Genomic DNA, 22,552 nt, shown 5'->3' on the forward strand with positions numbered 1-22,552 from the left:
CACCAGGAATCGACCGCCTGCGGTCGATTCCTGGTGCAGGAACGGTCGGGGGCGGTGCCAGACGGGCCGGGGACGATGCCTGAGGGCGACACCATCCTCCGGGCCGCCCGGTCGCTCGGGCGCTGGCTGGAGGGGCGGGAGATCACGGCGGCGCGCTCGCAGCGCCTCAAGGTGCCGGCCGACCGGCTGGTCGGCCACACCGTCGAGTCGGTGGAGGCGCGGGCCAAGCACCTGCTGATCCGGCTGTCGTCGGGCGACGTGCTGCACACCCACATGCGCATGACCGGGTCGTGGCACGTGTACCGGGCAGGGGAGCGGTGGCGCAAGCCGGGGTGGCAGGCCCGGGTGGTGCTGGAGGCGGGCGACCGGGTGGCCGTGTGCTTCGACGCCCCGGTGGTCGAGCTGCTGTCGCCGGGCGAGGTGGAGCGCCACCCGTCCATCGCCCGCCTGGGGCCCGACGTGCTGGTCGACCCGTTGGACACCCACGAGGTGGCCCGGCGGGCGGCGGCCCGCCCGGCGGACGTCCCGATCGGCGACGTCCTGCTCGACCAGCGGGTGGTGTCCGGCATCGGCAACATCTACCGCTGCGAGTCGCTGTTCCTCGCCGGTCTGCACCCGGCGACGCCCCGGTCGGCGGTGGAGGGCCGGACGCTGGCCGACCTGGTCCGCACCGCCTCGGACCTCATGCGGGCCAACCTCGAGCCCGGCGCCGGGTTCGACCGCCGCTTCGCCCCGCTCGGCGGCCCCCGCGGCGCCTGGGTGTACGGGCGGGGCGGCCGGCCGTGCTACCGGTGCCGCACGCCCGTCGCCACCGCCGTCCTCGGCGACCCGCCCAGGGACGTGTGGTGGTGCCCGTCGTGCCAGCCGGCACCCGCCTGACATTCCGCGGGAGCGTCACCTAGTGCCCCGGCCAGAAACGTTCGCGCGCTTGAAATGTCATGAAATTACTCAGCTTGCGGATGCTCCAGTGGGTGAAGGGCCGCCCAACCTTCTCCGGGCGGGCCTTGGCCGTCGCCACGATGAAGGCCTCGTCCTCAGTCGTTATCCGGCGGGGCCGGCCACCCGCCCACTGAGGGTCCAGCGACTTCATCCCCATCTCGTTGAACCGGTGGATCATCTCCCGGACCCGGTCGGGGGAGGTCTGCACCAGGCGGGCGATGACCTCGACGGTGTTGCCGCCTGCCGAGGCCAGCACCACCATGGCCCTTCGATACCGGACGACGTTGACTTGGGCCTTGCCCCCTCCACGCCGCACGATCCGCTGCAGCTGCCGTCCTTCCTCATCGGTGAGGCGACGGACCTTCACCCGTTGGCTCATGTCCCAAACGGTGGCGCGTTCGAGTTCAGTAGCGGTGGACCCCGAACGAGCGAAGGATGCCGGTCAGGGCACTAGCCAGCGAGCGGCTGGAGGTGCTTCTCGTCTTCGGGGGACGAGCCGGCCGTACCGGCGACCGGCAGAGCCAACAACAGGATGGCCAGGGGCAGCATCTGCACCCGCTGGCGGGCGAGCAGACCGAAGTTCCCGAAGCTCGACAGGGCGACCGCGCACAGGACGGTGAACGCCACCGCGAACGCGACGTAAGGCCTCGTCCAGGCGAGGCGTGGGAGTCGCAGCAGACTGCGGGCAGCGGCGACGTAGAGCAGCAGGAGGAGCGCTCCCTCAAGAGACGAGGCGAGCGCCTGGATGTTCTGCGCCTCGTGCGGGAAGGGCCGGAACATGGCCGTGACCAGGGCCCCGGGAATCTCGAGCGGCGACGGGATGTCGCCCGGGCGTCGGTCGGCGACGTACGAGCTGCCGCCGTAGCTGCTGTTCGACGTGGTGTTCGCCAGCACCGTCTCGGCGGATCCCCGGTCCAGGTCGTCGATGCCGAAGAAGGTCTCAACCCGGGCGACGAGCAGCGCGCCGACCGCCAACAGCGCGGCCAGCCCGACCAGCTTGGTGCCGACCGCCCACGTCATCCGCCGTGTCCGCCGCAGCAGGTACGAGACGGCGACGCCGACGAGGACCAGCAGGGTGATGTGCGGTCGTACCATCGCCGACCCGGTGAGCCCGAGAGCGACGGCCCACAGGCCGCCACCATGATGGGTCAGGAACCGGGCGAGGCCCCACGCCACCATCCCGAGCATCAACGTCATCCATGCCTCTTTGCCCACGCTCGACGACCAGAACAGCAGCGACGGCAGGAAGAACAGCAGGGCGGCGTAGCGCCGACGGCGACCCTCCGGGAAGCCGATGCAGAAGGCTCGGTAGAACAAGAGCAGCCCCCAGAACCCGAGCCAGGAGAAGATCAGTGCCCCCCCGAGTCGGGTGGCACCGATGACCGCGTAGACGATGCCGGTGAGGAGGACGATGAAACCGGTGCCCACCAGGCGGTAGCCCTCTCCGAGGTCGACGTCGAAGTCGCCGCGACGGAGTGACTCGGCGACGATCGTCCCCTGGTCGTGATAGAAGGACGCGTCGGCGGCGCCCTTGTAAAGCTCGGCGGACACGGCGAACAGCGCGATGGCCCCCACGAGCTTCAGGACGAGGGCGGCGATGAGGACGCCGCCGAGCGCCGGGTCGCCGCTGCGCTCGGCCGCCCGTTGGAGGCGACGGATGCTGGCAAACACGATCACCGGGGCGATGACGAAGGCGGCCCACACGTCGTAAGTGGCGTGCTGCAAAGACCACCCGAAGGCGACGAGGTAGATCGCCACGGCGGTGAGGGCCACGACGGTGAACGCCCGTGGTGCCTCTCCCCGCCGCCGGCCAGGCGCTCCGGCTGCGACGAGCCACTCCACCTGGGCAAGGATAGAGGCGACGTCGCGCCCCGGGGGCAAAGGAGCAACCATGTCGAGTTCCACCAACGGCGCCCGCCCCGCGATCCTCGGCGGGCGGGCGGCCTTCCCTGGCGGGCTGGCCTTCTTCCGCCCTGCGACGCCACCGCTGAAGCGGGTCGTGGCCCGTCTCGAGCACTCGTGGGAACTCGGCGTGCTCACGAATGGACCGCTGGTGCGGGAACTGGAGGAGGCCGTCGCGGCCCGCCTCGACGTTCGCCACGCCGTCGCCGTCTCGTCCTGCACTTCGGGCCTGCTGTTGAGCCTGCGGGCGCTCCGGCTCTCGGGCCGTGTCGTCCTCCCCAGCTTCACGTTCTCCGCCTCCGCGCATGCGGTGGCCTGGAACGGGCTGGAACCCGTCTTCGCCGAGTGCGATCGGGCGACCTTCCAGGTCGACCCGGCCGATCTGGAGGCACGCGTCGCGGCATGCGACGGCGTCCTGGCGACCCACGTCTTCGGCGCCCCGTGTGACGTAGAGCGTGTGACGGCCGCCGCCGACACCGCCCGGGTGCCCGTTGTGTTCGACGCCGCTCATGCCCTCGGCACGAAGCGCCGCGGAGAGCCGATCGGCGGGTTCGGTGACGCCGAGGTCTTCAGCTTGAGCCCCACCAAGCCGGTCGTCGCCGGCGAGGGGGGAATGGTCACCACCGATCGCGACGATGTCGCCGAAGCGGTGCGCATCGGGCGCGACTACGCCAACCCCGGCGACTACGACACCCGCTTCATCGGGCTCAACGCCCGGATGTCCGAGCTACACGCGGCGCTGGCCTTGGAGTCGCTCCACGAGATCGACGAGAACCAGCGACGCCGCCGAGCGGTTGCCGCCCGGTACCGGGCCGGCCTCTCAGAGCTTCCCGGTATCACCCCCCAGGCGGTCGACGAGGGCGACGAGTCGTCCTACAAGGATTTCACGGTCATCATCGACGAGGAGTTCGGGCTCCGACGCGACACTCTCGGCCGGGCGCTGCTCGCTGATGGCGTCGACACGCGGCGGTACTTCGACCCGCCCGTCCACCGCCACCAGGCGTATGCCCATCTCCCTCCGGTACCGCTGCCCGTCACCGACGACGTGGCCAGCCGGGTCATCAGCCTGCCGATGTCGGCGGTGCTCCCGCCGGAGGCGGCCGACCGCGTGGTGGAGGTGATCGCCGCGCTGCATGAGCACGCGACCGACGTCGAGGCCATGGTCGCACCATGACCCCGGAGCCCTTGTCGACGCTCCTCGACGGGGCGGAGTTCCGTACCGCCGTTGCCTTCGGCTTCGCCGGGCTCGTCGCGGGCATGGGTGTGGCCGTCGCCTGGCGGGCAGCCCGTCGCCGTGGCACCCCGCCGGTCGTCGGCATCCTCGTCGTGACCGCGGGTGCGCTCGCCGTGAGGGAGCCGGTCGCGCCCGCGCCCGGCCGCCTGCTGGACGACCCGAGCCTGCCCGGCGGGCTGGTGGTCGCCTTCGGCGTCCTCGTCGTGGCCGGCATGGTGGCCGATTTGGCGCGATGGCCGGTCGGCGCTGGTGCGCTGCTCGCCCTCCCGGGGGCGTTCCTTCTCGCCACGCGTGCCGAGATCGTCGAGGTCACCTGGATCCGGGTCGCCGCCGGTGCCGCCACCCTGGCGGGCGGCTGGATGGTCGCGTCGTTCGACCGCCGTTGGGAGGGGCAGGGAGTGGCACCGGCGATGCTGGCGCTGTCCGCCGTCGGCGTGTACTTCACCGTCCCGGACACGGAGGAGGCCATGGTGCTGCTCGGCGTCTCGGCGCCGATCGCCCTCCTGGGTTGGCCGCTGTGCCTGGCGAGGATCGGCACAGGTGGTTCTTTCGCGGTGATGGGGCTGCTTTCCTGGACCGTCGCCGAAGGCGGCTACGGCCGGCACAGTTCGATCGTCGGGGGTCTTGCGTGCGTGGGGTTGTTCGCCGTCGAGCCCCTCGTCGGTCTGGCCGCTCGGGTTGACGGCTGGCGCAGATCGAGGTCACCGCTCGTTCCACTCGGGGTCATGGCGGTCCACCTGGCGCTCGTCTTCGTGGCGTCCCGCGTCGCCGGCCTCCGGCTCACCGTGCCGGCCGCCCTCGCCATCGTGGGCGCCGAGTTGGTGGTCGCCACCGGCGTCCTGGCGGGCCTCAGCCGCGCCCTGCGGGCACCGACGGAAGGCTCGCTCGGCACCCAGGGCGCCGTGGCGACAGAGCGGCAGGCATGAGAATCGCCACGGTCACCGTCATGCGCGGCGAGGTCGGTCAGTTGAGGCGGCTGCTGGCGTCACTGGAATGGGCTGACGAGCGTCACGTCGTCGAGACGGGGCCGGAGGTCGAGGCCACCGTCGACGCGGCCGGCGACGCCGTGGTCCACCACGCGCCACGGCCGCTCGGGACGGGGTTCGACGACGCAAGGGCGGTGGCGCTGACCGCGGTGGAAGCCCAGTGGGTCCTGGTGGTGGACACCGACGAGGAGATCCCCGAACCGTTGGTGGATCGCCTGAGGACCGAGGCGGAGTCATGGCACCGGGAAGGGGTGGCGGGTGTGTGGCTCCCGCGCCTCAACCACGTGCTCGGTACGCCGTTGCTGCACTCCAGCACCTGGCCGGACTACCAGATGCGTTTCCTGCGTCCCGAGGCGGCGGTCTTCAGCCCGGTCCTGCACGAGCCGCTCGGGGTGGGTGGCCCGGCACGATGGCTCCCGGCCGACCCACGGTGCGCCATCCAGCACCACAACTTCCGGTCGACCACCCAGTTCGTGGAGAAGCTGAACCTCTACTCCACGATCGAGGCGGGCCAAGGCGGCCGGGGTGGCAGGCCCACCGTACGGGCCGCGGTCCGGGCCGGGGTTCGTGAGTTCCTCGCGCGCTACGTGAAGATGCGGGGCTTTCGCGACGGCCCCGAAGGGCTGCACTACTGCATTCTGCACGGAATGTACCGCTACCTCATCGGGTCCAAGCTGTGGGAGCAACGCGGTCGCGGCGGTGGGGGTTCGTCCAGGGGTCATCCCCGGCGCAGGTAGCCCTGTGGCGTCGTGGGAGGCGACGTGGGAGTGGGAGTGGACGGTGAGTCGAGTCCCTGGCGAGGCGCACCCCGGCCACCGATGCATCCCGGTCTTGCCCAACCGCTGACGCTGGGCGCCTCAGTGTGAGGACGCTTGCTACCCCGCCGGTCGGCTGAATGGGCTGGGGTGGGCCCGTTCCCTCAAAGCGTGTTTGCCGACGCCGTGACGGCGGTGCTCAGGTGGTCATTCACCACGGCCTCCGTGGCGCCCGAGAAGGCGTTGCCGGTCACGGAAACCACATGGGCGTTGGCCAGACGTACACCGGCGCGCGTCCCGCAGCCCGCGTCGGTGAACGTGACGGTGTTTCCCGCCACCTCGGCACCGGCGACCCCCCGCAGTTCGACGGCGTCGCCGAAGGAGAGGAGGCGGTTGCCGGTGATGGTGTACCCCGCGCGGAGCCCGCCGTCCGGTGTCTCGACGAACACCGGCGGCCTGCAGCTCACCAGCGGGCCGACCATGGTGTTCCCCGTGATGGTGATCTCTCCCACGTTGACGGCGGCGCCGCCGCCGGCGTTGGCCAGCACCGAGAAACGGATTCGCCCGAACGTGTTGTTCTCCAGGCGGATGCCGGTCGCCCGAGCCTCCAGGAAGTCGGGCTCGATGTCGACGGCATTCATGTTCACCTCGCCGAGATAGGACCCCTCCACGAGCAGTCCTTCGACGTTCGTGGGGGAGATCCCCTGGCGGCCGTTGCGTTCGAACCGGGCGTTGCGGATCGTCACGTTGCGCGCCGGTGCCGTCGTCGTCGGGTCGTAGCGCTCGTCGTGGTGGATCGCCACGAAGTCGCCGTGGACGTCGTGAGCGCCGACGCCGTCGAGCGTGGCGCCCTGCGTCCCCTCGATCGAGTACGCGTGCTGGAACTCGTAGGACGGGTCGTACGCGCCTTCCACGATGCCGGCGGTGGGGTTCGCGCCGCGGGCGGTCATGTTCCGGAGCGTGACGCTCTTGCCGCCCTGGAGCCGCCAGTTCCGCCGAGTGCTGCTCCCCTTGGTCAGCGCCGCGAACGTGGCGCCGTTGCCGTCGACGGTGAGGTTCGTCCGGTCCGCCAGCACGATGGAGCCGTCCACCCCATAGCAGCCGCCCGGCGCGAACCGCGCGACGGCGTGGTTCGGGACCCGGGCGAGCCAGTCCATGATCTCGGCGTCGACGGGGCGCGAGCAGTCAGCTGCGATCGAGCTGGGCACCTCATAGACGGGCGACGGGGGAATAGGCGTGGCGACGCCGGTGCACCGCGAGACCTGGGAGACCTCGATGCCCGACACCATCGGGTTCTCGACCACCTTGGTGAACTCGAGGCTCACGGCACCGTCGGGGACGTCGGCGTCAAAGCTGCGCACCAGGGCGGCGTGCCTGCCGGCGACGGCGAGCACGTCGAGGCGGGAGATGCGCTCCGTGCCCTCGGCCGACACATTGAACACGCGCTGGCCGGGCGCGTACCAGTACACCTCGGCGAAGTGCAGGTCGACGCGGTACCTGGCCGGGCACGGCACGGGCACGTCGTAGCCGGACATCGCCCAGCGGTGCTTCGTGTACAGGTCGTCGTCGTCCGTGCCGGCCACCGGAACGGGCACCGGCGCCGAGGGGGCGCCGCCGACGAAGCCGGTATCGGCCGACCAAATCCGCCCCGCCGAGTCGGTGTAGGCGTTCCCTCCCGCGCTGACCCGGACGGAGAACGCCGCGTCGGTCGCGAGGGACCGCCCTCTGGGCAGGACGAGCCCGACAGCCGACAGGAGGAGGACGAGCACCAGAACGGTGTGGCGGCGTGCCGCGGTTGCGCGGCGGCGACGCGCTCGCCGGGCGGGGATGTTCGTCGTCACCACGAGACCGTCCCCTCGCTCGGATCCGGATCCAGGAGCCGTCGCCGGCCCGTCGGGGCGGACAGTACCGGTTCGCCACCTTTACGGCAATGGCCGCTTCGGTACCTTACGGCGCCCTACGGCAAGCGTGACCAGGCGGCCGCTCAAGGCGTGTTGTTCGCCGTCGTGACGCCGGTGCTGAGGCTGTCCTGGGTGATCGCCCGTTCGGCACCGTCGAACGAGTTGCCGGTCACCGAGACGCCGTGCGAGTCCACCAGCCCGACGCCCGAGCTGGTGCCGCAGCCGCCGAAGACGAAGCTGACCGTGTTGCCCGACACCTCGACGCTCTTGGAGCGGATGAAGTCGAAGGCGTTGCCGAGCGTCATGAACCGGTTGTTCGTGATCACGTAGCCCGAGCGGTAGCGACCGGCCGCGGCGGTCTCGGCGTGGACGGGGGGCCGGCAGCTCACCAGGGGGCCCACCATCGTGTTGGCGTCCAGCGATATCGGGCCCACGTTGGGATCGACCCCAGCGCCCACGTTGGCCAGCACCGAGAAGCGGACCGGCCCGAAGGTGTTGCCCACGATCCGGATGTCCTTGCCCTTCGCCTCGTCGAAGTCCAGCTCGATGTCGACCGCGTTCATGTTCACGTCGCCGAGGTACGAGGACTCGAGGAGCAACCCTTCCACGTTGGTCGGCGACACCCCTTGGCGGCCGCTGCGGGCGAAGTGCGCGTTGCGGATGGTGATGTCCCGAGCCGGGTCGGTCGTGTAGGGGTTGAACCGCTCGTCGTGGTGCACGGCCACGAAGTCACCGTAGACGTCGTAGGCCTTGACGTTCTCGAGCACTGCGCCCTGGGTGCCCTCGATCGAGTACCCGTGCTGATACTCGTACGCCCCGTCGTAGGACCCCTCGAAGATCCCGGCCTTGGGGTTGACACCGCGAACGGTCATGTTCTTGAGCGTGATCCGGCTGCCGCCTTGGATGCGCCAGTTCCGCCGGCCGATATCGCCCTGCGTCACCGCCTTGAAGGTGGCGCCGTTTCCGTCGACCGTGAGCTCCGTGCGGTCGCTCAGCACGATGGTGGCGTCCTGGCCGTAGCATCCGCCGGCCGCGAACCGGGCGACCGCGTTGTCGGGAACGCTGGCCAGCCAGGCGCGGATCTCGGCGTCCACCGGCCGGGAGCAGTCAGCGGCGATCGTGGCGGGCGCGTCGTACGTCACCGGGACGGGGGCTGGAGAAGGCGCGGAGGCGCAGTCCCCGACCCTCGCGACCTCGATGCCCGACACCATGGGCTGGTCGACCTTCTTGACGAAGCCGAGGATCAGGCTGCCGTCGTTCACGGCCACGTCGAAGCTGCGGGCGAGGGCCGTCTCCTTGCCCACCGCTGCCGCGATGTCGAGGTTGGCGAGCTTCGTCTGCCACTCGGCCGTCACGCTGAACACCCGCTGCCCCGCCGCGTACCAGTACGTCTCGGCGAAGTGGAGCGTCACCCGGTAGGTCCCGGCACACGGGACGGCCACGCTGTAGCTGCTCATGGCCCAGCGGTGCTTCTGGTAGAGCGGGCCGGCGTCCGTCCCGGAGATGGGCGCCGGAGTCGGCGACGCCGGCGCTCCGCCCACGTAGCCATGGTCGGGTGACCAGGTGTGACCCGCCGGGTCGGTGTACTGCGAAGCTCCGCCGGTGTTGATGCGGGTCACGAACGGCGGTGCCGGGGGCGGAGGCGCCGTCGTGGTCGTCGTGGTGGTGGGGGCTAGGGTCGTCGTCGTGGTCGCGGGCGCAGTGGTCGTCGTGGTGGCCGTCGTGGTCGTCGTGGTCACGGGCCGTGGCTTCCGTGGACGGGCGGCTGCGACGTCGGGAAAGGCTGCGACGACGACGAGGAGGAAGCTGACCACGGCGGCCCAGGTGGTGGCCGAGACGCGCAGGGATCGAGACATGGGACGAAGGGCTCCTCGGGGACGGCCGGACGGGTTCACCGCGGAGTGCGTTGCGAGACGGCCGGCCAACGGCCGGCGTCGTGCCGCCCGCGCCGGCCTGAGTGCGGCGGTGACCGGTCCAGGAGTGCTGGATTCAGTGAACTGAGGACTGTGTCGACCGCTTCGTCGGCGCCCTTGAGGGGACATCTGCGAGCGGTAGGTGCACCCGCGCCCGCCGGTTCCCCCGCCGTCCGGTGACGCCACCGATGGGCGTGCCTGCATCCCAGGGCGGAAGTGCGACCCTGCTGCACGACAGCGGCCTGCTCCTCGCCGCTCGCGCCGCGCAGACCCTGTTCGGGGCCGTCACCTTCGTCGTACTGACCCGCCGCCTCGGGCCCGCCGGGTTCGGCGAGGTGGTGACGGCATCGGGGTTCGTCAGCGTCGTCGGGGGCGTCGTCGGGACGGCGTTGAGCGACGCCGCGGTGACCGCCGGAGGCGATCTGCCGCGGTTCGGCAGGGTCACCGCAGCGGTCGCGCTCGTTTCCGGCGTCGCCGTCGGGCTGGCCTGGGCCGCCAGCGGCGGTGATGGCGACGGCCTGGTGGCGGCGCTCGGAGGGGCGCTGTTCGTGTCGGCATCGGCGGCGACGGCAGGGAGGACGGCGCTTGCTCGGGTGGGGGGCGACGCCTGGCAGCTGGCCCTCCTGCAGGCGGGCGGCGCCCTGGCCACGCTGGCGGTGGTCGGCTCCCTCGCCTCCGCAGGCGTGAGCCGCTGGGGACCGTACGTCCTCGCCTACGCGGCGCAACCGGCCGCGCTCCTCCTCCTCCGGCGGTCGCCCCGAGGAGCCGCCGGGCCGCCGACGGCAACGACGCTGCGGGACCTCGTCCGGACGGCCGGCCCCTTCCTGTTGTCACAGGCGATATGGCCGCTTCTCGGGCTGACGAACATCGTGGTGCTCCGGGCGCTCAGTGGCCCGGCCACCGTCGGCCGCTACGGGGCGATGGTGCGGATCCTCGACCTCGTCGGGCTCGTCGGGCCTCTCCTCGGCACGTTCGCGCTGCCGGCCTTCGCTCGCCTCCAGCGGACGCCGGCACGCCGGTCCGAGATCTCGCGGCTCAATCTCACCATCGCCGTGGCCGCAACGCTGCCCGTCGTCGCGGGGATGCATCTGGCGTGGGTCGGCTGGAGGCTCGCCTATCCCGACCTGCGATTTCCCGTGACGGCGTTCGCGGTCCTGGCCGCCGCGTACGGGCTCAACAGCGCGTGCGGCCTACCGGACCGAGTGCTGCAGAGCGGGGGAGCCGCCCCCGTCGTCGCCCGTGCCGCGTCAGCGGCCCTCGCCGCCGTTGCCGTCCTGAGCCCTCTCCTCGTGTGGCGGGCGTCGCTCGTCGGCGCCGGCGTAGCGCTCCTCCTCGCCGTGGGCGGGGTCAACGTCGCCATGCTCGTGGCCGCGCGGCCAACCCGCGCCGCCCTGGCCGGCCACGCGGTGATCGCTGCCGTCGTCGCGGGTGGCGCCTGCGCCGTGGCCTCCGGGTGGGCGACGGACTCCGCCGTCAAGTCGGGGCTGCTCGTCGTGGCGTCGGTGGTGCCGCTCGTGGTCGGCGTCGTGTCGGTCGACCGCTGGCATCGCCGCGCGTGGGCGTCCCCATGAGGTTGGCGTTGATCCTCCCCGCGCAGATCGAGGGCTGGGGTGGTGTGCAGAGGTTCGGCGCCTGCCTCGAGCCGGCGCTCGCATCGATCGCCGAGGTGTCGGCCTACCGGCTCCATCCCGCTCCGGGGGCGTCGCGGCTGGCAGCGCTCGTCACCGGTGTGCGCGACCTCGGTCGTGACCACCGCCGCCAGCACTTCGACGCCGTCGTCAGCACGTTCCACTGGCCACCGCGCCTGCTCGGCGTGCCCATGGTCGGCGTGGTCCACGACCTGCGACGGCGGGCAGGGGCCCGGAGCGGGTCGCTTGCCGCCCACCTGGAGCGAGCGGTCCTCCGGACATGGGACCTCGTGCTCGTCCCGACGGAACACGTGCGTGACGAGGTCGCGTCCTTCGTCGGCGAGCGAAGGATCGCGGTCATAGGGGAGGGGACCGACCACCTCGACCACCTTGCGCCGCCGCCCGCCGAACGCCGCCTGGTCGTCGTGCTCGGCGGGCGGGCCCCGCACAAGCGGGTCGAGCTCGGTGTCCGGGCGGCCGCCGAGGCGGTGGCGCGGCTCGACGCCGAGGGCGTGGTGCTGGGCGCCGCGCCCCACCTCCGCATGGGCCCGAGGATCCGCGTCCTCGAGGTTCCTGCCGACGAGGAGATCGCCGAGGTGCTCAGCCGTGCCCGCGTGGTGCTCGCCCCGAGCCGGTACGAGGGCTTCGGCCTGGCCGCCGGCGAAGCCCTCCGCCTCGGTGCCCCCGTCGTCTTCGCGGCGGACGGACCGCTCGGCGGACTCGTCGGCAGCGGCGGCCTACCCTCGGCGCCGTCGGCGTCGGCCATGGCTGACGCCACGGTGGCGGCGTGGAGACAACACGACGCGCTGAGCGTCGCAGCCCGCGACGCAGTCCGCCGGCTGACCTGGGACGCGACTGCCCGGCGGATCGTCCGAGAAGTCGGGTTTCTCGTCCAATATCCGCCCTTGCATGCCCGAAAAACGGTTCGCGGTCTTTTCCGTTTGCGTCCACGGTGAGACACACTGGCAGGGACCGACCGTGCTGTCCGGATACAGGGAGGTCTCAATGGGCCGCGGGAACCACGCCACGTCCGGACCTCAGACGTCCCCATGCCCGCGCCGGAGACGGCTGCGCTGGAGCCTGCCGGTCCTCCTGGCGACGGTCGCGGCGGGCCTCGCCGGCGCCGATACCGCCGCCGCTGGGACGACCGTCTTCAGCGGGCGGCTCAGCACCGCCAGCCCGACACAGACGTTCACCCTCGTCACGGGCGCCGGAACGCTCGACGCCACGCTGACGTTCTCACGGCTCCCGAGCGTCACCCTCACCGTGCTCGACGCCTCGGGGGCCGTTCTGGCGGAGCAGACCTCCTCCACCAGCCCGCTGGTGGTGCAGGCACCGGTGGCAGGGGGAACCCAACAGCTGCGGGTGCGTGGCAACGGCACCTGGCCCGGATCGCCGAAGTTCAGCCTGAGCGTCTCGTATCCCGACACGGCGACCACCACGACGTCCACCCCGGCCACGACTACCACCACGACCACAACCACGACCACGACCACCACGACCACGACGATGCCGCCGTCGGGGGAGGTCCACACCGTCCCCTCGTCCATCCCGGCCGACTGCTCGCGCCCCGTCGAGGGGGAGATCATGACGTGGATGCGTTCGGTTCCCGACAACGCGACGCTGCAGTTCGCGGTCGGCGGCTGCTACGCCCAGGACGACACGATCCTCGTGCGCGACCGGGACGGCCTCGTCATCGACGGCAGAGGCTCGACGTTCCGTGCGGTTACCGTCGGCCACAGTCACCGCGCCAACTGGCGCTTCGAGTCAGGCGCCGATCTCACGGTTCGGAACATGGTGGTGCAGGGGTCGAACCCGGCGGCGGGGATCACGGGCACGGCGTACTACCCGCCCCTCGAGTGGCAGCACGGTTACTCCATCGACGCCGTCCAGGGGATCACGCTGGACGGCGTCGCCGCCTCCGACACCTACGGCGACCTGCTTGGCGTCCAGTACGACGAGCGCCTCGGGGTGTTCCAGTCGCCGCCCGCCCGCAACGTCACCGTCGTCAACTCCAGGTTCGAGCGCAGCGGCCGTCAGGCGATCGCGCTGAGCCACGTCGAGGGAGCGCTCATCCAGCGCAACTATATCGGCGACAGCAACATGAACGGCGTGGACGTCGAGCTGAACGACCCGACGGAGAAGGGGCTCGACATCCGGATCCTCGACAACACGTTCGGCGCCCTGCGATTCTCCATGGTGGCGAATGTGGGGTCCGGGTACGATCCCAACGTCGGGCGGATCACCGTCGAGCGGAACGTGATGAACGGTCCCCTCGTGACGTGCCGCCCGCCGGTCTACGTCGAGACGCATGACGATCTGTTTCGGACCGGCTACACCGTCCGCGACAACCAGATGCTCGCCTACGGTGACGGGCTCGACTTCATCGGCGTCAAGGAGATCGTCGTTTCCGGGAACACGATCAGGTTCACGAACGGCGACTGCGGCACGCTGGCCGGGGTGGGGCTGGTGAACTCGCACAACGTGTCGGTGGTCGACAACGCCTTCCTCGGCGCCGCCGAGGCGGTGAAGCAGGACGCCAGGACCACGAATGTGACCCAGTCCGGGAACCGGCTCTCGTAGCCGCGCACCCTTCTCGTCCGCGGCGTTCACCGCACGCCACGGAGCGCGTGGCGTGCCCACGTCCAGGCGGTCGGGTGGCTCCGCAGCTTCGACGGCAGGTCGGCGACCGGCGCCTGCACGGCGAGGGGCTCGCCCGCCAGGGCGCGCCCGGCGACCGAGACGATGGCCGGCAGGGCGGCCGCCACGTGCAGGTAGGGGTACGTGGCGAAGGAGTCGCGCGGCGTCACCGCGATCGTTCGCTGCGCGAGGATGCCGCCCGTGTCGATCCCGGCGTCGACGAGGTGCACGGTGGAGCCGGCGAGGTCCGGGCGCCCCTCGGCCAGCGCCCAGTACCCGCCGTGCACCCCCCGGTACGCCGGCGTGATGCCGGCGTGATAGTTGACCACCGGTGCGGTGAACGTTCGCAACGTCTCCGCCGAGATGATCCGAGTCCCGCAGACGACGACGACCGCTGGCTGAAGGCGCTCGACGACGGCTCGGGCCGATTGGTCGTTGACCGACGGCACCCGGTGGACCGCATGAAACGGTCCGTCGTCCAGGGAGAACTCCCGCTTGATCTCCTCGATCCGCGCCCGCCCGGTCCGCCGGAGCACCGGCACGACGAGCGCCAGGAACAGCGCCTGCCCGAGCACCGTGGCGGCGCCGAGCCGTCGGAGCCGGCGCCACAGGAGCCTTGTCCGGGGAACGGGGTCCTCGACGACCACCACCACGTCCGGGAAGTGCGAGCCCAGGCGGTGGTAGACGATCCGGCTGGCGTCACAGTCTGTGCACAACAGGACGAGCCGACCGCCTGTCGGTCGCGAAGGACCGGCCATGGCGCGGAGTGTACGGGTCGACGGCGCCGCGAGAGGGGCGCCGCCGCGAGGTCGGAGCCGGGACGGTGCTGAGAGTCCTAGGGGTTGCCGCGTACCCGCTGACGGCGGCCGCGACCCGGTACCGGCTGGTCCAGCTCATCGAGCCGCTCGCCGCCCGAGGGGTCCAGCTCGAGGTGGTGACCTTCCTCGACGACGCCACGTTCGCCACTCTCTACGACCGGTCGGCCTGGCCGTCGACTACCCGGGGCCTGCTCCGGGGCACCGCCCGGTTGTGCACGGTGCCGTGGCGTGCCCGGTCGACCGATGTGCTGCTCGTCCAGCGCGAGGCGGCGTTGGTCGGCCCACCGGTGGTCGAGCTCGCTGCCCGAGCGATCGGGCGCGTCCCACTCGTCCTCGACCTCGATGATGCCACTTACATCGGCCACACGAGCCCCATCTATGGCCGCGTCGCCCGGTTGCTGAGGTCGCCCGGCAAGGCCGACACCCTCATTCGCCGCGCCGCCGTGGTGACGTGCGGAGGCACGGTACTGGCCGACTATGCCCGCTCCCTCGGAGCACGTACGGCGATCATTCCCACCGTCGTCGACACCGATCGGTTCCGCCCGCGAACCGATGATCGGCTCCATCGCATGCCGGTCGTGGGTTGGGTCGGGTCCCACTCCACCTTTCCCTGGTTGGAGGCGCTCCTGCCGGCGCTCGCGCAGGTGGCGCTCCGCCGGCCGTTCCATCTCCGCGTGATCGGCTCGGGCCGGGACTCGTTCACCGTCGGCGAGCTCCACGTCGATTGCGTCCCGTGGACGCTCGGCGGTGAGGTCGCAGAGTTCCAGCAGCTGGACGTCGGCCTGTACCCGATGGCCGATACGCCTTGGACGGCCGGAAAGTCGGCGTTGAAGTCGGTCCAGTACATGGCGGTCGGCGTCCCGTTCGTCGCCAGCCCCGTCGGCGCCGCCGTCGAGGTCGGCGAGGCGGAGGTGACGCACCTGACGGCGACGTCACCGCAGGAGTGGCAGGATGCGCTCGAGCGACTCCTGGCGGACCCGGGACTGCGGGCCCGGTTGGGCGCCGCGGGCCGCGAGCACGCCGTGCGGCGCTACCACGTGTCCATCGTCGCCGACCGGCTGGCGGCGGTGGTCTCCGAAGCCGCAGCCAGCCGCGGTCAGCCTCCCAGAGGCGCGTCCGGCGGCACATCCGCGGGGCGGTGAGCGACGACGAACCATCCCGCCTCATCACGGGCGTTGAGCACCTCCAGACCGGCGCTCGAGAACCATCGGGCGATGTCCTCCCAGAGGTAGCGGGCCTCGAGCGGGGCGCTCAGCCGGTCGAAGGTGTCGAGCCAGAGACTGCGGAACGGCTTCGAGCGGTAGGCCGCCAGCGGGAGGTGCGACGCCCGCGTGAGCCCGGGAACGGCACGCCCCGGCAACACGAGCGTCACCCACAGGATGGCGGCGACCACGGCGCTGGCGGATCGCAGCGCCGGGTGCGGGACGCGCACGGTCAGCCTGCGCAGCGCTCGTGCCGCAGCGAGGCCGACGGCTCGCAGCCCCCTCGTCGTGGCCCGGCTGTAGACGTAGATCAGCAGGAACCCGTCCGGCTCGAGGAGCCGCACCAGCTCGGCGAACCCGTCCTCGGGATCGGGGAGGTGATGGAGCACCCCGAGGCAGGAGATGAAGCCGAAGGAGCGGTCGTCGAACGGCATGGACCGGACATCCGACTTGACGACCAGCGCGTTGGCGCTCGCCGAGAGGTTGTTGACTGCTGCCTCGACGGCCGCGGAGCCGTCCACCGCCGCGATCGCGTCCACGTGCCGAGCGGTGAAGTAGGTGAAGCGGCCCTTGCCGCAGCCGGCGTCGAGGGCGACGCGTCCATGTAGGCGGTCGAGGGGGACGTCTCGGAAGTAGACCTCCCAGAACTGCTCGTCCTCGGGATGGACCGCATCGAACCTCGTCCACTCGTACCCGAAGCTCGCCAACGTCCGTGCCACGTCGGGATCGGTTGCCGGCGACGAGGCGTCCAGATAGCCAGGGCGCGTCGACATGCGGTGCCCGTCCGGGCACCGCATGTCGACGTCGCCCGGGACGACACGCTGCCCGCACGCCGGGCACCGGAGACGCTCCAGGAGCCGAGCAGGGAGGTTCACCCCGCGTCGCCGTCCGCCTTCCACGCGGTGAGGTTCGTGGCGGGTGCGGGCGGCCGCCTCCGAGGCCCGAACTGCGGGCGTCGTGCGACGGGCGGGAGCGGGGCGGCCGTTACCATGGGCGCCATGTTGCTCCCGGCGGCACGGGCGACGCCAGCGGGCGCACGTCCCGACGGGCTGGCCGTGCGCGCCGACGACCGCAGGGCGGCGACGGGTCGTCGTCGGTGACCTGCGTCGGTATTTCCGGCCCGGCGTCGAGTCGAGGGCGGGGCGCCATGGCGGCTCCGTCCGCGGCGACCTCCTGAGCACCCGGTGCGTGCCGGCGGCGGGCCCGGTAGGCGGCGACATAGGGCGCCGGGATCGTGAGCGCACCCGGAGCAGCAGGCACGCCGTCGGGAGACGACCACGGGCGCCGTCGCCGGCTCCGGGTCCTGTGGGTCACCAAGGGGCTCGAGGTCGGCGGGATCGAGCGGCTCCTGTGCTGGATGGCGGCCGCCCGTGACGGCGCGAGCTTCGACTGCGAGGCCGCCTATGTCCTCGCTTGGGCCGGCACGCTCCACGACCAGCTCGGCGCCACCGGCGTGGCTGTCCACCGCCTCGGCGCCCGCAGCGAGCTCGATCCCCGGTGGGCGCTCAGGCTGCGCCGCCTGCTCGACGCCCGCCGTTTCGACGTCGTGCACTTCCACTCGCCCTACGTGGCCGGCGTCGGGCGCATGGTCGTGCGGTCGTTGTCGCCCGGCCGCCGCCCGCTGATGGTCTCGACCGAGCACAACGTCTGGAGCGACTACCCGGTCCCGACACGGGCGCTGAACGCGCTGACCACCCGCCTCGACGACGCCCACGTGGCGGTCTCCGAGCGGGTGCGGCAGTCGATGGCATCGGCGGTGCGGAACCGCGTCGACGTGGTGCTGCACGGCATCCCGCTCGAATCGGTGCGTGTGCACCGGTCGCTGCGGGGCGAGGTCCGCCGCGAGCTCGGCGTCGCCGAGGACGACGTGGTGGTCGGCACGGTGGCGAACCTGCGGGCCCAGAAGGGCTACCCCGACCTGCTCGAGGCGGCCCGCCGGCTGCTCGGCGACGGCCTCCCCGTCCGGTTCCTGGCCGTCGGTCAGGGCCCGATGGAGGAGGAGCTGCGACGGCTGCACGCCGCACTCGGGCTCGGGGACCGGTTCCGCTTCCTCGGCTACCGGGAGGACGCCGTCCACCTCCTGGCCGGCTGCGACCTGTTCGTGCTCGCCTCACGCCACGAGGGCGGCCCGCTGGCGGTGCTCGAGGCACTCGCCATGGGCCTGCCCGTCGTCGCCACCACCGTGGGCGTCGTCCCCGACGTGGTCACCGACGGCGTCGAGGGCATACTCGTGCCGCCGCGACGGCCGGACCTCCTCGCCGACGCGCTCGAGCGGCTGGTCCTCGACACCGGCCGGCGAGCGGCGATGTCGGCTGCCGCCCTACGGCGAGCCCACGACCTGGATGTGGTGTCGACTGTGCGGCACCTGGAGGAGCTGTACCGCCGCCTCGCGGCCCGCTGAGGGGAGGATACCGAGCGGTGCGTACCAGAAAAAATACGCAGATCGTCAGAGGCGGGCGTGGCCCCCCGCTCCGTAGTGTCGCCTCGACAACCACGAGGCGGAGGTGTTGGTCATGGAAACCACGGAGCAGACCCGCAGAGACTTCATCAAGAAGGGCGCCATGGTGGGCGGCGTCGCCTGGGCGGCCCCCACGATCCTCTCCATGAGCAGCGCCCATGCGCAGACCGCGCTGTACCAGTGCTGCCCGGACTGCCGGGCGGCCGCCACGGGACTCAGGGTCAACCTGCCGCTGGTCAACCCGGTGAGCTTCGGCGTCGCCACCGGTCCCAGCCAGACCTGCGCAGTGGTGACCAATGTCGGGAACGTCCTCGCCGCCGGCGTCGCCTGCGGGTCGGCGAACAGCGACCAGTGCACCGCCACCGGTGAGCTCGTCGCCAACCCCAACACGCCCGGCCAGCCGGCCAGCGTCAACGTGGGGGGCGTCGTCCTCATCACCGCGTCGGTGCTGCGGGGCCAGGTGCGCTGCGGCCCGAACGGGCTCGAGGGCTCGAGCACCATCGTGGCGCTGACCATCAACGGCAATCCGGTCACTCTGACCTCCAACTGCCAGAGCGTCATCAGCATCACGGGCGCCACCATCACCCTGAACGAGCAGACCTGCAACAACGGACGGCTCACCGTGCGCGCACTCCACGTGGTTGTCCCGGGCCTCGGGATCGACGTCGTCGCCGGCGAGGCGAGCGCCGGTGCCCCCGGGTGCACCTGCGTGGCGGCGCCCCGCTGCTGAGCTGAACCCGACAACTGACGACGAGCGACCCGGGCGGCGACCTGCCCGGGTCGCTCGTCCGCGTCTGATGCAAATTGCGTAGGATGCCTACGCCTTTTGCAGGTTGCCGCGATTGGCGACGAGGACTTGACTGCTAAGACGCGATTCGCGGCGGATCGCAGTATCTGGGGGGCGGTGAATGGGAGTGGGCACTTTGTGCGTTCGTGTCGTCAGCCCGTGCCCGCTGCTGGGGGAGTCGCTGACCCGCCTGCTCGAAGCGCAGAGCGAGTTCGAGGCGGCGTGGGACGCCGTGGAGGACATCGAGCGGGAGGCCGACGCCGGGTCGCGCCCGGACCTCGTCCTCGTCGACGCCGGCAGGCACGACAACCCGCCTGACCTCGGCCCACGCATCCAGCGGCGATGGCCGGGCGTGGTGATGATCGAACTGGTCCGGGCCGGCGCCCGAGGTGAACGGCACCGGCCCGTCCAGGGCGCGGTGGCGACGCTGGGAGGGACGCTCGACGCCGACGACCTGGCCGTGTCGCTCCGCCGGATCCACGAGCACGGCCGCCTCCGGCCCACCAGCGTGCCTCGACGCCGGGCGCCGGAGGAGGACGACCCCGAGGGCTCCGCCGTCGCCCGGCTCACCGAGCGCGAGACTGAAGTGCTCCGACTGCTCGTCGCCGGCCACCCGCCGGCCGAGATGGCCCGCGTGCTCGGTCTGTCCGTCAACACGCTGCGGGCCCACGTGCAGAACCTCCTGGTCAAGCTCCAGGTCCATTCCCGCCTCGAAGCCGCCGCCCTCGCCCGCCGGGTCGGCCTGGGAGGTGCCCCGGGGCCTTCCGCCGCCGCCGCCGCCGACCGGCCGGACGGCGACGGCCGGGGAACGGCGGCGACCCGGGAGAGGGCGGCCCGGGTCCTCGTCGCCGACGGCCGTGCGCTCGTCCGCACCGCCCTGCGGGTCGCGCTCGACGCCGAGGACGGGGTCGTCGTGGTCGCCGAGGCCGCCGACACCGAGGAGGCGGTCGCCGAGGCCCACCGGGTGCGGCCCGACGTCGTGCTCCTCGACGCCCAGCTGCCGCCCGGCGGTGGTGTGGAGGCCTGCGCCCTCATCAAGTCCGCCGATCTCGTCACCCGTGTCCTGGTGGTCAGTGAGCACCCCGACGAGGAGCGCCTCCTGGCCGCCGTGGAGGCAGGCGGCGACGGTTACTCGGAGTGGAGCGGCGGGATCGCCGGCCTGAGCGCCGACATCCGCCGGCTGCACGCCGGCGAGGCGAGCATCCCTCCGGGGATGCTCGGGCTGCTCCTCCGCCGCCTGATCCAGCGGGGCCGCGAGGCGGATCGGGCGGTGGACCGGTTCTCCCGGCTGAGCCGGCGTGAGCGGGAGATCCTCGCCCTCATGGTCGAGGGCATGGACAACCACTCCATCGCCCGGGCCCTCGTGATCTCCCCGCACACCGCCCGGACCCACGCCCAGAACGTCCTTTCCAAGCTGGGCGTCCACTCCCGGGTCGAGGCGGCGGCCGTCGCCGCCGAGTTCGGGCTCATCGAGCGCTTCATGGGGGCGTCGTGACGAAGGTCGACCGCTTCCTCGAGGCCCGGCCCCGGCGGGCCGCCAGCCTGCGCCTCGCCCGGCGAGGCCACGGTTTCGTCCTGGCCGACGAGGGTGGCGACCGGTGCGAGATGAACGAGACGGCCGCCGCCGTGTGGGAGCTGTGCGACGGCGAGACGACAGTGGCCGAGATGGTCGGCGCCGTGTGCCTGGCGTGCAACGTCGACCGGGCCGACGCCGTGGAGGACCTCCGCCGGGTCGTCGTCGCGCTGGCGTCGGAGGGCTTCGTCGAGTGGCGCGTCGGCGCGGCCGCCGGGAGCGACGGCCGGTGACGGGGGACCGGCATGACGCCCCGGAGGGGGCAGCGGGGCGCCCTCCGTCGCTCGGGCTCCGGGCCGCCCGGCTGGCCATCCGTGCCCGCAGCGACATCACCCTCGTCCTCATCGACGCCCTCGTCACCGCCGGCGCGTACGCCGCCATGCTCGTCCTCCGCTTCGACGGCGCCGTCCCGCCCGAGTTCTGGGACCGCTTCCCGTTGTTCGTGGTCCTGGCCATGGCGATCCACCTCGCCGGCAACTGGATGCTCGGCCTGTACCGGCGGATCTGGCGCCACGCCGGCGTCGAGGAGGCGCGGGGCGTTCTCCTCGCCGGCGGCCTCGCCACCGCCCTGCTCCTGGCGTCCCAGCTGCTCGGGCCGCAGACCATGCCGCTGTCGGTGGTGGCTCTCGGTGGTTCGGCGGCGACCGTCCTCGTCGGGTTCCTGCGCTTCCAGTCGCGGCTGTTCGCCTTCCAGCGGTCGGGGCGAGACCAGTCCGGCCTGCGGGTGGCCGTGCTGGGCGCCGGGGACTCGGCCGCCAGCGTCGTCCGCGAGATGCAGCGGAACCGTGCCGACGGCCTCTCCCCGGTGGTGGTACTCGACGACGACCCGCACAAGCGGGACCGCTCCCTCCTCGGCGTCCCGGTCGTCGGTTCGATCGACGAGCTCCCCGAGGTGGCGCAGCGCTTCGAGCTCCACCAGGCCCTCCTCGCCGTGGCGTCGGCCGACACGGCGCTGGTGCGCCGGGCGGCGGACGCCGCCGAGGCGGCCGACCTGCCGCTGAAGGTGCTCCCCGGGGTCAAGGACCTGATCCGGGGGAGGGTCTCGGTGCGAGACGCCCGCGAGCTGCGCATCGAGGACCTCCTAGGCCGCCAGCAGGTGTCGACCGACCTGGGGAGCGTCCGCGACCTGCTGGTGGGGCGCCGGGTGCTCGTCACCGGCGGCGGCGGCTCCATCGGCGCCGAGATCGCCCGCCAGGTCGTCGCCTGCGACCCGGCAGCCGTCGTCCTCCTGGACCACGACGAGACCCACCTCCACGACGTCGCCAGCGGACTGGAAGGCCCGGTCGTCCAGGTCCTCGCCGACATCCGCGACGCCCGGCGCGTGGCCGAGCTGTTCGACCGCCACCGGCCCGAGCTGGTGTTCCACGCCGCCGCCCACAAGCACGTGCCGCTGCTCGAGGACCACCCGCGCGAGGCGATCGAGAACAACGTCTTCGGCACGGTGAACGTCGTCCAGGCGGCGCGCCGGGCGGGCGTCGACCGCCTGGTGTTCATCTCCACCGACAAGGCCGTCCGGCCCGCCAGCGTCATGGGCGCGTCGAAGCGCATCGGCGAGCAGGTGGTGCTCACCATGTCGCCGCCCGGCGCCCGCTACACCGTCGTCCGGTTCGGCAACGTCCTCGGCAGCCGGGGAAGCGTGATCCCCACGTTCGCCCGCCAGATCGCCGCCGGCGGCCCGGTCACGGTCACCGATCCGCGGATGACGCGGTTCTTCATGAGCACCGAGGAGGCGGTCCAGCTGGTCCTCCAGGCGGCGGCGCTGGCGGACGCCGGGGGCGTCTACATGCTCGAGATGGGCGAGTCGGTGGACATCCTG

General features: G+C 72.1%; 19 protein-coding genes. 13 read left to right on the forward strand and 6 right to left on the reverse strand.

What is annotated here, in order from left to right:
• Positions 1-75: 75 nt before the first annotated feature.
• Entirely contained in the window at positions 76-879 is an 804-nt protein-coding gene (locus tag VM242_02130) for a DNA-formamidopyrimidine glycosylase family protein (GenBank protein ID HVM03945.1), read from the forward strand.
• Between the two features lie 19 nt (positions 880-898).
• On the opposite strand, the gene VM242_02135 is transcribed toward VM242_02130, so the two are convergent.
• Together VM242_02135 and VM242_02140 are read right to left on the reverse strand one after the other, a co-directional pair.
• Positions 899-1,318: a helix-turn-helix domain-containing protein gene (locus VM242_02135; GenBank protein ID HVM03946.1), complete on the reverse strand. Its 420-nt coding sequence runs from the start codon at positions 1,316-1,318 to the stop codon at positions 899-901.
• 71 nt (positions 1,319-1,389) lie between these two features.
• The gene (locus VM242_02140) at positions 1,390-2,781 is read right to left on the reverse strand and encodes a hypothetical protein (GenBank protein ID HVM03947.1); all 1,392 of its coding nucleotides are present in this window, start codon (positions 2,779-2,781) and stop codon (positions 1,390-1,392) included.
• Between the two features lie 49 nt (positions 2,782-2,830).
• Here VM242_02140 and VM242_02145 point away from each other — a divergent pair, with 49 nt between their 5' ends.
• Genes VM242_02145 through VM242_02155 form a run of 3 tightly spaced genes read left to right on the forward strand, consistent with a single transcriptional unit; the run spans position 2,831 to position 5,798 of the window.
• Complete coding sequence (locus VM242_02145) at positions 2,831-4,015, forward strand: DegT/DnrJ/EryC1/StrS family aminotransferase (protein ID HVM03948.1); 1,185 nt, start codon at positions 2,831-2,833, stop codon at positions 4,013-4,015.
• Positions 4,012-5,001 (forward strand): hypothetical protein, encoded by a 990-nt coding sequence (locus VM242_02150; GenBank protein ID HVM03949.1) that lies wholly within the window; start codon positions 4,012-4,014, stop codon positions 4,999-5,001. The genes VM242_02145 and VM242_02150 overlap by 4 nt, the downstream gene beginning before the upstream one ends.
• Positions 4,998-5,798, forward strand: a complete 801-nt coding sequence (locus VM242_02155; protein HVM03950.1) for a hypothetical protein — start codon at positions 4,998-5,000, stop codon at positions 5,796-5,798. The genes VM242_02150 and VM242_02155 overlap by 4 nt, the downstream gene beginning before the upstream one ends.
• Before the next feature lie 182 nt (positions 5,799-5,980).
• On the opposite strand, the gene VM242_02160 is transcribed toward VM242_02155, so the two are convergent.
• Together VM242_02160 and VM242_02165 are read right to left on the reverse strand one after the other, a co-directional pair.
• Positions 5,981-7,585 carry a malectin domain-containing carbohydrate-binding protein gene (locus VM242_02160; protein HVM03951.1) on the reverse strand — a complete coding sequence of 535 codons (1,605 nt, stop codon included), beginning with the start codon at positions 7,583-7,585 and terminating at the stop codon, positions 5,981-5,983.
• Between the two features lie 215 nt (positions 7,586-7,800).
• Positions 7,801-9,573, reverse strand: a complete 1,773-nt coding sequence (locus VM242_02165; GenBank protein ID HVM03952.1) for a malectin domain-containing carbohydrate-binding protein — start codon at positions 9,571-9,573, stop codon at positions 7,801-7,803.
• Positions 9,574-9,818: 245 nt separating this feature from the next.
• On the opposite strand from VM242_02165, the gene VM242_02170 reads away from it, so the two are divergent.
• Genes VM242_02170 through VM242_02180 form a run of 3 tightly spaced genes read left to right on the forward strand, consistent with a single transcriptional unit; the run spans position 9,819 to position 13,841 of the window.
• Positions 9,819-11,201 (forward strand): hypothetical protein, encoded by a 1,383-nt coding sequence (locus VM242_02170; GenBank protein HVM03953.1) that lies wholly within the window; start codon positions 9,819-9,821, stop codon positions 11,199-11,201.
• A complete protein-coding gene (locus VM242_02175; GenBank protein HVM03954.1) occupies positions 11,198-12,214 on the forward strand; it encodes a glycosyltransferase in 1,017 nt (338 codons plus the stop codon). Before VM242_02170 ends, VM242_02175 begins: the two co-directional genes overlap by 4 nt.
• Before the next feature lie 49 nt (positions 12,215-12,263).
• Positions 12,264-13,841 (forward strand): right-handed parallel beta-helix repeat-containing protein, encoded by a 1,578-nt coding sequence (locus tag VM242_02180; protein ID HVM03955.1) that lies wholly within the window; start codon positions 12,264-12,266, stop codon positions 13,839-13,841.
• A gap of 26 nt (positions 13,842-13,867) precedes the next feature.
• Here the strand turns inward: VM242_02180 and VM242_02185 are convergent, their stop codons facing one another.
• Entirely contained in the window at positions 13,868-14,614 is a 747-nt protein-coding gene (locus tag VM242_02185) for a formyl transferase (GenBank protein ID HVM03956.1), read from the reverse strand.
• Between the two features lie 347 nt (positions 14,615-14,961).
• On the opposite strand from VM242_02185, the gene VM242_02190 reads away from it, so the two are divergent.
• Positions 14,962-15,858 carry a glycosyltransferase family 4 protein gene (locus VM242_02190; GenBank protein ID HVM03957.1) on the forward strand — a complete coding sequence of 299 codons (897 nt, stop codon included), beginning with the start codon at positions 14,962-14,964 and terminating at the stop codon, positions 15,856-15,858.
• Here VM242_02190 and VM242_02195 read toward each other — a convergent pair.
• Positions 15,813-16,691 (reverse strand): class I SAM-dependent methyltransferase, encoded by an 879-nt coding sequence (locus tag VM242_02195; GenBank protein HVM03958.1) that lies wholly within the window; start codon positions 16,689-16,691, stop codon positions 15,813-15,815. The two genes, VM242_02190 and VM242_02195, sit on opposite strands and share 46 nt — an antisense overlap.
• 461 nt (positions 16,692-17,152) lie before the next feature.
• On the opposite strand from VM242_02195, the gene VM242_02200 reads away from it, so the two are divergent.
• The 5 genes from VM242_02200 to VM242_02220 form a co-directional block, all read left to right on the forward strand.
• Entirely contained in the window at positions 17,153-18,319 is a 1,167-nt protein-coding gene (locus VM242_02200; GenBank protein HVM03959.1) for a glycosyltransferase, read from the forward strand.
• Positions 18,320-18,431: 112 nt separating this feature from the next.
• Positions 18,432-19,106, forward strand: a complete 675-nt coding sequence (locus tag VM242_02205; GenBank protein HVM03960.1) for a choice-of-anchor P family protein — start codon at positions 18,432-18,434, stop codon at positions 19,104-19,106.
• A gap of 178 nt (positions 19,107-19,284) precedes the next feature.
• On the forward strand, positions 19,285-20,658 hold the full coding sequence (locus tag VM242_02210; GenBank protein ID HVM03961.1) for a response regulator transcription factor: 1,374 nt from the start codon (positions 19,285-19,287) through the stop codon (positions 20,656-20,658).
• Positions 20,655-20,969, forward strand: coding sequence for a PqqD family protein (locus VM242_02215; protein HVM03962.1), 315 nt, complete (start codon positions 20,655-20,657; stop codon positions 20,967-20,969). Before VM242_02210 ends, VM242_02215 begins: the two co-directional genes overlap by 4 nt.
• On the forward strand, positions 20,966-22,552 hold a 1,587-nt coding region (locus tag VM242_02220), incomplete at its 3' end, for a nucleoside-diphosphate sugar epimerase/dehydratase (GenBank protein ID HVM03963.1). The genes VM242_02215 and VM242_02220, both read left to right, overlap by 4 nt.

Source organism: Acidimicrobiales bacterium (genome assembly GCA_035540975.1).
In the GTDB taxonomy this organism is placed as follows: domain Bacteria; phylum Actinomycetota; class Acidimicrobiia; order Acidimicrobiales.

Coding starts and splice junctions, on each gene's coding strand:
- VM242_02170 (HVM03953.1), top strand. CDS start 9,819: ATGGGCGTGCCTGCATCCCAGGGCGGAAGTGCGACCCTGCTGCACGAC.
- VM242_02150 (HVM03949.1), top strand. CDS start 4,012: ATGACCCCGGAGCCCTTGTCGACGCTCCTCGACGGGGCGGAGTTCCGT.
- VM242_02195 (HVM03958.1), bottom strand. CDS start 16,691: ATGTCGACGCGCCCTGGCTATCTGGACGCCTCGTCGCCGGCAACCGAT.
- VM242_02145 (HVM03948.1), top strand. CDS start 2,831: ATGTCGAGTTCCACCAACGGCGCCCGCCCCGCGATCCTCGGCGGGCGG.
- VM242_02210 (HVM03961.1), top strand. CDS start 19,285: ATGGGAGTGGGCACTTTGTGCGTTCGTGTCGTCAGCCCGTGCCCGCTG.
- VM242_02205 (HVM03960.1), top strand. CDS start 18,432: ATGGAAACCACGGAGCAGACCCGCAGAGACTTCATCAAGAAGGGCGCC.
- VM242_02180 (HVM03955.1), top strand. CDS start 12,264: ATGGGCCGCGGGAACCACGCCACGTCCGGACCTCAGACGTCCCCATGC.
- VM242_02130 (HVM03945.1), top strand. CDS start 76: ATGCCTGAGGGCGACACCATCCTCCGGGCCGCCCGGTCGCTCGGGCGC.
- VM242_02135 (HVM03946.1), bottom strand. CDS start 1,318: ATGAGCCAACGGGTGAAGGTCCGTCGCCTCACCGATGAGGAAGGACGG.
- VM242_02155 (HVM03950.1), top strand. CDS start 4,998: ATGAGAATCGCCACGGTCACCGTCATGCGCGGCGAGGTCGGTCAGTTG.
- VM242_02175 (HVM03954.1), top strand. CDS start 11,198: ATGAGGTTGGCGTTGATCCTCCCCGCGCAGATCGAGGGCTGGGGTGGT.
- VM242_02165 (HVM03952.1), bottom strand. CDS start 9,573: ATGTCTCGATCCCTGCGCGTCTCGGCCACCACCTGGGCCGCCGTGGTC.